We start from the raw sequence: 11,567 nt of genomic DNA, 5'->3' as shown, positions 1-11,567 counted from the left end.
ACAGTACTATATTTAAGGGGGCTTGGGAAAAATGAATGAAAACGAACTATTAGAAGTAATCAATAAAGCATATGAAGACAATGCAACTGAGTTAGACTTATCAGATAAAGAAATCGCAAGCCTTCCACCAGAGATAGGAAAACTCATTAACTTGCAATTTCTTGATATTTCTAAGAACCGACTAAAGCAGCTTCCCTTAGAGATAGGAAAACTCATTAACTTACGAGCACTTGTTATATCTAAGAACCAACTAACGCAGCTCTCCCCTGAGCTTGGAAATCTTAATAACTTACAAACACTTGTTATATCTGACAACCAACTAAATGAGCTTCCCCCTGAGATTGGAAATCTTAATAACTTACAAACACTTTCTATTTCTGACAACCAACTAAATGAGCTTCCCCCTGAGATTGGAAACCTCGCTAACTTGCAACACCTTGATATTGATAACAACCAACTAAATGAGCTGCCCCCCGAAATTGGAAATCTTAATAACTTAAAAATACTTTGGATAGAGAATAACCAGCTAAGGCAACTCTCTCCAGAAATTGGAAACCTCACTAACTTGCAATTTCTTTATATTTATAACAATCAACTAAGGCAGCTTCCCCCTGAGATTGGAAACCTCGCTAACTTGCAACACCTTGATATTCATAACAACCAACTAAATGAGCTGCCCACCGAGATTGGAAATCTTAATAACTTAAAAATACTTTGGATAGAGAATAACCAGCTAAGGCAACTCTCTCCAGAAATTGGAAACCTCACTAACTTGCAAACGCTTTCTATTTCTAGTAACCAACTAAGACAGCTCTTTCCAGAAATTGGAAACCTCACTAACTTGCAAATTCTTAATATTGGTAGAAACCAACTAACGCAGCTTCCCCCCGAGATTGGAAATCTTAAAAACCTTAAACATTTTAACGTCAAAGATAACCCTCTTATAACCCCGCCCATAGAGATAGCAACAAAGGGCATTAATGCCATAAGAGAGTATTTTGAGTTATAATACCAGATACAGCGGTAATAACATTTCCACTGGGTCATTACTGGATTTTCTTTCGGAACAGTAGTTAGTAATTAAATTTTTTTAATCTGCTCGTCTGTTTTGAGGGCGGAGCTCTCATTGAAACTTTTTAAGCGGCGGAACGCCGGTTAAAAAATTCTTTAATCTGGGCAGCCACAGGGGGCAGCCCCTACATATAAAAATCGCTTCAACAAAACCTACCTGCAAGGGAGCTGGCTCCCTTGCAGGTAGGGGTCTAAGGGAAAGGACAGAGTCCTTTCCCTTTTTATTTACTTTTAACAATAAATGTGTTACAATAATGGTTGGAAAAATTCTTGTGGAGGTATTAATAAGTTGAAAGAAGGAATACATCCGAAGTACAATGTAGCGAAGGTGGCGTGTGCCTGTGGCAGTACTTTTGAGACAAGGTCAACACGGCCAACAATAACAGTGGATATCTGTTCCGCCTGTCATCCGTTTTACACAGGTAAACAAAAAATCGTAGATGCCGAAGGGCGTGTGGAGAAATTCAGGAGGAAGTACGCAACTACAAAAAAATAGCGGTACACACATATGAAAATAGGCGGTCAGGCTGTTATTGAGGGCGTGATGATGAAATCAAAGGATCTGTGGTCGGTTGCCGTGCGGGATCCTAAAGGGGAGATTCATGTTAAGAAGGAGCAACTTAAGCCTTTACCAAAGCTCCTCAAATTGCCCGTGCTACGCGGGGTTGTGGCTCTTTTGCAGTCCCTTGTCCTTGGCATAAAGGCAATTGAGTACTCAGCCGCTAAGGCTTATGAGGGTGACGATAAACCGATCTCACCTCTGTCTATGCTGCTTACCATGGTCAGTGCTTTTGTGCTTGCAATAGGGATGTTTCTCTATCTCCCTTTGTATCTGACCAAAGCGATGGGAGTTTTTGTGCCAGCCGTTAATGACAGCTCCTTTGTGTTTAACGCTGTGGATGGAGTGGTAAGAGTGGTGTTTTTCATCATCTATGTCTATGGTGTCAGCTTGTGGAAAGATATGCGCAGAATTTTTGAGTATCACGGTGCCGAGCACAAAGTTATCTTTGCGTATGAGGCAAAAACCGGTATGACGCTCGATGAGATACGGCCATTTGGCACACATCATCCTCGATGCGGCACCAGTTTTCTGTTTATAGTTATGATTATGAGCATACTGATTTTCTCATTGATACCAAAAGAGTGGAGTTTTTATATGAAATTTGCCTCAAGAGTGGTTATGATACCGTTGATAGCCGGAATTTCTTATGAAACTCTCAGATTATCAGCTAAAATGAGTTCAAATCCGTTAATACGGTTTTTGATAGCACCGGGGCTGCTTCTGCAGCGCATAACAACAAAGGAGCCTGATGACTCACAGGTTGAGGTAGCTCTGCGCGCTCTTTTAGAGGTACTGCCGGAAACTGGCGGAGCGATTAATGCTCGATAAACTTAAAAGCATAGAGACACGGTATGAGGAGCTACGCAGTAAGCTTGCCGAGCCTGAGGTGATGGCATCCCACAAGGATTCCCTTAAGTATTCAAAGGAGTGTTCCGATCTTGAGCCAATAGTAGGAAAAATCACGGAATATAAAAAGGTGCTTTCTGATATAGAGGAGGCTGAGGAGGTGCTTCGGAGTGCTTCGGATGATGATTTCAAGGAACTGGCTAAAGATGAATTAGAGGAGCTAAGGGTAAAGAGGCCTGAGCTTGAAAATAATCTTAAACTCATGCTGTTGCCTAAGGACCCACGCGATGAAAGAAGTGTGGTGCTTGAAATACGGGCAGGCACGGGCGGCGAGGAGGCAGCCCTCTTTGTCACAGATTTATTCAGAATGTACAGCCGTTACGCTGAGGGCAGGAACTGGAAAGTGGACGTTATAGACTCTAACCCGACAGGACTGGGCGGCAACCGCGAGATGGTTGCAGGAATATCTGGCAAGGGCGCTTATAGCCGCCTAAAATACGAAAGCGGCGTGCACAGAGTACAAAGGGTGCCGGTGACTGAGGCATCGGGCAGGATTCACACCTCGGCTGCCACTGTAGCAGTGCTGCCGGAGGCTGAGGAGATAGATTTTAAGATTGATGAAAAGGATTTAAGAGTCGATACGTTTTGCTCCTCAGGCCCAGGCGGCCAGGGAGTCAACACCACATATTCGGCAATCAGAATTGTCCACATCCCAACAGGTGTAACAGTGCAGTGCCAGGATGAGCGTTCTCAGCTTAAAAACAAATTACGGGCGATGAAAGTTCTCCGTTCGAGGCTTTATGATATGGAGCTGGAAAAGATAGAGAAAGAACGCGCTGACAACAGAAAATCTCAGGTCGGTACAGGCGACCGAAGTGAACGCATAAGAACTTACAATTTTCCGCAAAACCGGGTAACAGACCACAGAATCGGTCTGACTCTGCACAAGCTAAACCTTATTCTTGAGGGCGCAATTGACGAAATCGTTGATGCTCTGAACACACAGGATGAGGCCATTAAACTTAAAGAGTTAACAACCATTTCCTAACCCCGTTAAATAATTTTTACCTGTCCCTTACAACCTACTTTTGTTTTCTTGTCAGGTTGCGTTTTCCTCTTCAATTGTTCTGAAAATTTCAACAAGCGATACGAACAGCACAAGCACCAGAGGGCCCATTATTATCCCAACCATTCCAAACTCTTTGATGCCTCCAATGACTGCAAAAAATATAATCAACACCGGCACATTAGTTCTCCCGCTTACAATTATCGGCCGGACAATGTTGTCAATCATGCTAATGCCAAAAATGCCTGCAAGCAAAAGTATAATCCCGTGAGTGTAGGAGCCGTTAAGGAAAAGTATAATATCCACCACTCCCCACACTGCTACAGCGCCGCCCGGTATAAATGACATCAAAACTGTAAACGTACCCAAAAGCACCGGTGCTTTAACATCCAAAAAATAGAATACCAACCCCGCCACAATGCCCTGTGAAAACGACACTACAACGCCCCCGTATATGGCCGATATGACCATGTCCTTTATCTCTTTGGAGAGCCGTGCCCTGTGGCTTTTGGAAAAAGGCAAGAGTGCCATTATCTTATTTATAAAGCGCGGGCCGTCTATGAAAAAGAAAAACAAGGTAAATACCATTATCGTAAAGTTTAAAATCCCAATAAAAATATTTTTGACTCCATACGTAAGGTGAGGCATGATGTTTTGCCCGATTTTTACCACGTTTTCATTAATCAGAGTTTTTATGTCTAAATCGCTGTTTGGCGGCTTAACATGCACATGCTCAAGAAACCATGTTACAGGCCTTAGTGTAAACACATGGGTAATGCTTTCGTAGTTGGTATCGTTTAAGTACTCAATAAGAAGTTTGACCTCTTTTCCCATCAGCATAAACATGTAAAAAATTGGTCCTGCTATCATAAAAACAATTATGAAAAGTGTTATCAGAGATGCCCCAATCCTCCACTTAACTACCCTGCCTATTAACAAAAAAAGCGGATAAAACACTATCCCTAAAACCAGAGCCCAGGCTATGGCCGTAAGAAACGGCTCCATAACCTGATAACTCAGAAACCCAAATACTAAAATCAGAATTACAAGGGAAACTATATAAAATTTGTTAACCTGTACCACGCTATAATATCATACCAGCCTTTGTTCCTGTAAAGACGCCTTCGTTTACAGCCATCTGTCCGTTAACAAACACGTAGCGTATTCCTGAGGGAGGTGTATGAGGTGCTTCATATGTTGCGCAATCTTTTATGTCCGATACAGAAAAAATGACTAAATCTGCGTAAGCACCCTCTCTTATTATTCCGCGCCCATTAAGATTAAACGTTTCAGCAGGGGTGGCTGTAATTTTTCTTATTCCTGTCTCAAGCGGCATCAGGGCCTCATCTAAAACATACTTTCTTATGTATCTGGGAAAACTCCCAAAACCCCTCGGATGCGGCTTGCCGCCCCCCGTGCTATCCATTGACTTTAACGAACTGTCTGAGCCAACCATACAATTAGGAAGCTGAAGGATTTCCCTTAAGTTATCCTCACTTAAGGAAAAATAAATAGCATCCACCTTTAACTGTTCCTCTATCAGAAGTGCCACAGTAAAATCAAGCGGTTTCTCCTGTTTTATCCGGCACAGCTCCCCAATTGTCTTACCCTCCATATACTTATTCTTATCGCTTTTTACTGTTGACACCATAACAGAGTCCCAATAGGATAAATCACTGACAATGTGTGCCAATTCTTCTTTCAGGCGGAGGATATACTGCTTGTCTCTAAGCCTTTGTAATTCAGCCTCATCACCGCCCTCATAAATCCACGAGGGAAGCACGGCATCCAGTGAGGTTTGAGAGGCGCTGTATGGATAGCGGTCACAGGTCACTCGTATGCCATCTGCAGAGGCCTGCCTGATAGCCTTAATAACATCCCCGATCTTATGCCAGTTGCGCTTGCCGGATGTTTTAAGATGTGAAATTTGAACCTTTACTCCGGTTTGCCGTCCCACTTCAAGGGTTTCCTCTATAGACTCAAGAAGCTTGTCGCCCTCGCTTCTCATGTGTGAGGCATAAATTATATTTTTTAATCCGGAACGTTTTATTATTTCAATTATCTCGGTGCTATCAGAAAAAGCCCCGGGAAGGTAAATAAGCCCTGTGGACATTCCGCGGCATCCGAGGTTGATTTGTTCTTTTAAGGCATCGGCCATCTGATTGAGATCGTCGCCGGTTGGTTTGCGGTTTTCGTAGCCCATTACAGAGCCCCTTATGTTACCGTGCCCTGTCAAAGTGGCAATGTTTAAGCCAATTGGAAACTCCGCCAGCGAACTTGTGTACTGAGCCCTGCTCTCCCAACGCGTTTCTATCCCGCAGGATGTGAACTCTTTTTCCATCTGTGTTTTGGCGTCATTTAATATAGGGGAGGCAGAAAAGCCGCAGTTACCGTTTACCTCCGTTGTAACTCCCTGCAGGAGCTTGGATTTTGCATCAGGGTAATTAAAAATGCTGAAATCCGAGTGGCTGTGGACATCAATAAAGCCTGGGGCCAGTGCCATATTTTCTGCATCAATTGAATGTAGCCCGTTATTTACAAAACTCTCTGAGACAAACGACACTTTACTGTTTTTAACTCCTACTGTAGCCCTTACCGGAGCTGTTCCCGTACCGTCGTAAACAAGTGCATTTTTAATCACAAAACCTTCCATAGTCTTATGCGTCTCCTTACTTTTAATTATGTAGTGAAAAATCCCTAAAGGGTCTTGGTTTCTTTGAAAATTATCTCCGGTGAGGTTATAATCATTATCAGTGTGGGAACCAGTAATGAGGCAGCAGTGCGGGCTTTAGCCATCAGGCTGCCGTTTGTATTTTGAGCGTCTTTTGCCTTAAATGATTCCACTAAGTGGGTCTTTAAAAGCGGAACTGCAAGCATGGTAAGAGTGAGGATTTCCATAAAGTCATCAACCGGAATTTTTAGTTTCCGAAGAGGTGACAGAATTTTACCAAGTGCCTCCCTGAGCTCTGCAGCTGTTACATAGAGCATAAGCAGCTTAGCGCCAAATATCATGAGAAACACTCTTGATGTCCGCAGCATTGCAAGTTTGAGTCCCTCCTCAGATACGTATATTCCTAAGAAAGAGCCCACTAATAATCCGTCTGAAAACAGTGCGTTACTAAGAAACGTGGCGGTAAGAAACAACCCTATGGGAAGAGCTCCCGCGCGATAGCGCTTTTCAGAAGAAAACAGACAGAGTAAGCCGGCTACTGCACTTAATACAACAAAAAACTTAAGATTAGACAGTGTGAAAATTAAAACAGTGAATAATAAATAAAATGAGAGCTTAAAACAGGTTTTTATCATTAGTTGAGTCTCTTTTTGGCTCCGGCAGCCTTTGCATACTCCGGTGCTCCTGGCAGCGAGGTCATGTACTTGTTAATGCCTGCGGCAAGGGAGGCGGCTATTTCATCCTTGTACTGGTCAGTTTTCAGGCGCTTTTCCTCATCAGGGTTTGTAAGGTATGAAATTTCAACAAGGGCTGAGGGCATGTTAGCACCGACTAAAACGTAAAACAGCGCCTGTCTTACGCCATGATCCACTATATCCTTATGTTTTTTCCTCAGATACGTGTACAGTGAGTTTTGTAAGTAGTGGGCAAGCCGGAGGGATTCATCACGTTTGGTCTCACGTGCCAGTGAGGCCAGAATAAGCCCCAGTTCCGATTGCACTTCTTTCATCCGTTTTACTGAGATGTCGTTTTCACGGGCAGCTACTTTCATTGACTCCTCGCTGTTAGAAAAGTTGAGAAAGTATGTCTCTAAACCTCGCACCGAGGGGGAATTATTGGCATTGCCATGGATGGAGACAAACAAATCGGCATTTTTACCATTTGCTATGGCGGCTCTTTCGTCAAGGGAGATGAACGTGTCATCATCGCGCGTAAGGGTTACATCATACATATATTTTTCTTTCAAAATAGTGGCAGTCTTTTTAGCTACCTCTAACACAACATCTTTTTCCTGAAGGCCGGTTACACCTATGGCCCCGGTGTCATGGCCGCCATGTCCAGGGTCTATCACTATCTTTTTACGGGTAAAAGTCTCACTCTCCACTTTTTTCTCAATTTCCTGCACTGCGATATCACTGTCCTTGCCCTTTTTCCCCTTATCTTTGACAGATGTCTTTGGCTTATCAGAGTGTTTTTGACTGGCAGTCTTAACTTTGTCAGATTTTTTAGGCTTTTCCTCAAGTTTAGACTTTAGTTCAGCTTTGACCTTTTCCTCAATTTTTGCCACATCCTCATCTGTGGTTTTTGGCTCGGATTTAACTTTCTCTTCAGCTTTAGCTTTCTCTTCTGGTTTGGCCTTTTGCTCGGATTTAACTTTCTCCCCTGTTTTAGTTTTTTCCTTAACTAATGGTTGGTCTCTTTTTGCAGAGGTTTCCTCGGTGCCTGGTTTTGCCTCAAAAGGCAGAGGTTCAGTTTTTTCCTTAGTTTTAGTTTTTTCCTTAACTAATGGCTGGTCTTTTTTTGCAGAGGTTTCCTCGACTCCTGATTTTGACTCTGCGGGCAGAGGTTCAGTTTTTTCCTTAGTTTTAGTTTTTTCCTTAACTAATGGCTGGTCTTTTTTTGCAACGGTTCCATCGGTGCCTGGTTTAGCCTCAAAAGGCAAAGGTTCGGTTTTTTCCTTAGCTTTGGTTTTTTCCTTAATTAATGGCTGGTCTTTTTTTGCAGAGGTTTCCTCGACTCCTGATTTTGACTCTGCAGGCAGAGGTTCAGTTTGTTCCTTAGCAGCATATACATCTATAATTATTCTGTTAGGATCTGTTAAGGTAAACACCCTGTGCTGAGTGTAGTTGTCGAGATCAAAAACAATTCTTACCGTGGTTGCGTCAAACTGTCCTAAGCGTACCTTTTTAATGACAGCATTAGATACATCCTTAGACTTCACAGACGTTGCTCTCAGGACGGCATCCTGCAGGTCAAAGTAAATTTTCTTAGCGTCAGGGATAGCCCCTTCTTTAAAGACAGGGGTAGTGAGCAGATCTATAACTACGCGTGTATATTGTTTTGAAGAAAATACCCGTACATCTTTAATTTCGTTTTTGGCATTAGCCCCCGCTGCTGCTTGCACTAACAAGAGCAAACACACAGCAACAAGGGAAACGACCTGTAAACGGCGCATACTCAGACAGCCTTTACACCTTTTAATCCGGGAAGTCCCTCTAAAAGCGTTTTTTCTACCCAGTTTGTCATAGTTAACCCCGACATTGGACAACTCTCACAGGAACCGGTTAACCGGACGTATAAAACCCCGTCCTTTTCGTTTATTAACTCAATGTCGCCGCCCTCAGGTTTAAGCCCTTCTCTTACTTTTCCTATGACTTTTTCAATGGCATCTTTGTCCATTTTACACCTCTTAACTCAATTTTAGCATAAAAACCATCATCAGGCAACTATACTCACTTATCGGTCAGCACAGTGGTTTTCTTTATTATATAACTGATACTACGGCACACGGCCTGAGGAGGATTGAAATTACCTGATTCTAAAACTATTTGCCGGGGTCAACCGTATAAACATCCAGACTTATCACAAACTCCGCTCCGCCACTGATATTACGCACTGTTAAACTGCCGCCCATATTTGTCTCTATTATCGTCTTTGACATATAAAGCCCAATCCCTGTGCCATCGGTTTCTTTAGTTGAAAAATAAGGCTCAAAAATTTTTCCTATAATATCATCGGCAATTCCTCCGCCGTTGTCTCCTATTAAAACGATGACCCTGGATTTGCCTTCGTTGTTACCTATATTAATTGTGATACAACCTTTGATTTCGCTGCCATTTGTCTTTATGGCGGCAATTGCATCTCTTGAGTTATTTAAAATACTGAGCACCACCTGCTTAAATTCATTTGGATAGCCAAAAGTACTAAATAACGTATCGCTGTCTGTTTGCACAGAAACTTTTATATTGTTTTTGATAAGTATATTTGCAAACATTGACAGCAATTCCTCTATAGCTGTCTTTACATTAAACCGGACTTTTAACTTTGAGGGTACAAAGAAATTCCTGAAATCATCTATCGTCTTTGACATGAAACTTAACTGTGCCATCATGGATTCAACTGACTTATCGAGATATTGTTCATTAAGTTCATCGTACTCATAAGTATCTCTTATATCCTGTATCGTTAATCCTACAGCATTTAGCGGCTGTTTCCACTGGTGGGCGATTAATCCTATCATTTCCCCCATGGCTGCCATCTTAGACTGCTGAATCAGCATCTGCTCATGAGTTCGTCTTTTTTCGATCTCCTCCTCTACCATTGCCCCAAGATGATTATTTAAGTTTTTCAATTGCTCTTCAATTCGTTTACGCTCAACTGCAAGTGCATAAATTGTTGCAAGACGTTTTATGATGTTTAAATCCTCATCGGTATAATCTTTCTCCGGGTTAGCAAGAGCTATCTGTCCAATAAGCGTATCACCAATCACAGCAGGAGTAGAAAGAAACCTCTCCAATGGAATGTGCCCGGAGGGAATACAACCTTTCAAAGCATGTGTTATGACCTCCTCAGTTTCTGTATCAACCTCGGACACAAAGCCGTGAGCGCTTGAGGTAAGTTTCATAGCCTGTTTGTGCACTATCTGTGCTATATCATATATACTTTTATCAGCAGATAATAATGCCCCTGATACTTCTGCAATAGCGCTTTGTAGATCCAGCTCTCTTTTCATTATCTCCTGAGCATTTTTAATATCCGTAATATCGTGAGAGACTTCAAACTTGGACAATGTTCCATCAAGATTATTAATATGGGTCTCAAAGATCGAATATGTTTTATTGCTTACAGGTGAATATGCCTCCCGGACAATGCTTTTACCTGAAAACACCTCTTCACTTCTGCACAGCTGGCAGGGCTTTGTGTCATTATGAAAATACTCATAACATTTACGTCCGTTTACATCACCAAACACTTTTGATATGGTGTCATTAATGTACTCTATATCATATTCTTTGCTTGTTATAATGACGCCGTCTTGCATTTTCTCCATTATTCTTTTAAGTTTATCCCTCTCTGTTTTTACCTCCTCCTGTGCTCTCTTAGTTTGCGTTATATCATTGTGTACAGCTATCCACACTTTACCGTACTTTGCGTGGTCAAAGGTCGAAACGGTTGCATAACACCAAAAAATCTCACCTGTTTTTTTAATATTACGCAGTTCACCACGCCAGACATTGTTTCTGTTCAATGAATCCTGAATTTCCCTTGCTGTTTCCTCAGGTGTTTTCTCACCGGGAGCATTAACAACAGAGATATTCCTGCCAATTAGCTCTCCCTCATTGTAACCGAACATCTGCTCAAATTTTGGGTTAGTAAACACAATGGTTCCATCTGAGGCTTTAATGAGTATAACACCCTCTGACACGTTAGCCAAAATTTCACCTTGAAGCCGTAACTCCTCGTTTGCTTTACGCAGTAGCTGAGAATGATCAATTATTATTCGCCTTTGTTTGTCAAGTTTAAGAAATACGCTTACCTTACTTTTTAAAACTATATCGTTGACCGGTTTTACTAAATAATCTACGGCACCAAGATTATAACCCTTAAAAACAAATGCTTCATCTATGTTTGTAGCACTTATAAAAATTATTGGGAGCGTCCTGGTTTTCTTGTTGGTTCTAATTAGGTTTGCTACCTCAAAGCCATTCATTTCAGGCATATTTACGTCAAGTATTAAAAGGGCAAACTCATCGCTTAGAAGTTTCCACAGCGCCTCTTTACCATTTATCGCCCTTACTATATTTACGTCTGCCTGATCAAGGAGAGTTTCCAGTACAAGGAGATTTTCCACCATATCATCAACTATCAATATGTTTTGCATTTATACCACTCCCTCCTCTTGCCTAATAGCATATTATAATCTAAATTATCAGTATAAATCTAAATTATAAACACAATGTTGATATTCCGGAAAACTTTTCCCATTTTCAGAAAAAATGTACCGTCAATCTGACTTAGAATTAACTGCAAAAAGCAAAAATACCTTTATTATTAAGATGTTATATATTTGG

10 protein-coding genes are annotated in these 11,567 nt (G+C 41.8%); 4 read left to right on the top strand and 6 right to left on the bottom strand.

Translation table 11 applies throughout. The annotated features are described in order from the left end of the window. The first annotated feature begins 31 nt into the window (after positions 1–31). The 4 genes from HQK88_03955 (at position 32) to prfA (ending at position 3,527) form a co-directional block, all read left to right on the top strand. Positions 32–1,009, top strand: a complete 978-nt coding sequence (locus tag HQK88_03955) for a leucine-rich repeat domain-containing protein (GenBank protein ID MBF0615957.1) — start codon at positions 32–34, stop codon at positions 1,007–1,009. 351 nt (positions 1,010–1,360) lie between these two features. Continuing rightward, entirely contained in the window at positions 1,361–1,567 is a 207-nt protein-coding gene (gene rpmE, locus HQK88_03950; GenBank protein MBF0615956.1) for a 50S ribosomal protein L31, read from the top strand. Positions 1,568–1,579: 12 nt separating this feature from the next. After that, the gene (locus HQK88_03945; GenBank protein ID MBF0615955.1) at positions 1,580–2,461 is read left to right on the top strand and encodes a DUF1385 domain-containing protein; all 882 of its coding nucleotides are present in this window, start codon (positions 1,580–1,582) and stop codon (positions 2,459–2,461) included. Beyond that, positions 2,451–3,527, top strand: coding sequence for a peptide chain release factor 1 (prfA, locus tag HQK88_03940; GenBank protein ID MBF0615954.1), 1,077 nt, complete (start codon positions 2,451–2,453; stop codon positions 3,525–3,527). Before HQK88_03945 ends, prfA begins: the two co-directional genes overlap by 11 nt. Positions 3,528–3,578: 51 nt before the next feature. Here prfA and HQK88_03935 read toward each other — a convergent pair whose 3' ends face one another. From HQK88_03935 to HQK88_03910, 6 genes are all read right to left on the bottom strand, one after another. Next, a complete protein-coding gene (locus HQK88_03935) occupies positions 3,579–4,628 on the bottom strand; it encodes an AI-2E family transporter (protein ID MBF0615953.1) in 1,050 nt (349 codons plus the stop codon). Position 4,629: 1 nt separating this feature from the next. After that, positions 4,630–6,198, bottom strand: coding sequence for a D-aminoacylase (locus HQK88_03930; protein ID MBF0615952.1), 1,569 nt, complete (start codon positions 6,196–6,198; stop codon positions 4,630–4,632). A gap of 44 nt (positions 6,199–6,242) precedes the next feature. Then, positions 6,243–6,851, bottom strand: coding sequence for a hypothetical protein (locus tag HQK88_03925; protein MBF0615951.1), 609 nt, complete (start codon positions 6,849–6,851; stop codon positions 6,243–6,245). After that, positions 6,851–8,671, bottom strand: coding sequence for an N-acetylmuramoyl-L-alanine amidase (locus HQK88_03920; GenBank protein MBF0615950.1), 1,821 nt, complete (start codon positions 8,669–8,671; stop codon positions 6,851–6,853). The genes HQK88_03925 and HQK88_03920 overlap by 1 nt, the downstream gene beginning before the upstream one ends. Before the next feature lie 2 nt (positions 8,672–8,673). Beyond that, a complete protein-coding gene (locus HQK88_03915; GenBank protein ID MBF0615949.1) occupies positions 8,674–8,895 on the bottom strand; it encodes a NifU family protein in 222 nt (73 codons plus the stop codon). Positions 8,896–9,040: 145 nt separating this feature from the next. Beyond that, positions 9,041–11,377, bottom strand: coding sequence for a PAS domain S-box protein (locus HQK88_03910; GenBank protein MBF0615948.1), 2,337 nt, complete (start codon positions 11,375–11,377; stop codon positions 9,041–9,043). Positions 11,378–11,567: the final 190 nt, after the last annotated feature.

Source organism: Nitrospirota bacterium (assembly GCA_015233895.1).
Taxonomy (GTDB): Bacteria; Nitrospirota; Thermodesulfovibrionia; order Thermodesulfovibrionales; family Magnetobacteriaceae; genus Magnetomonas.
The sequence above is the reverse complement of the archived record's forward strand: the minus strand, read 5'-3'. Positions and strand labels throughout refer to the sequence as shown.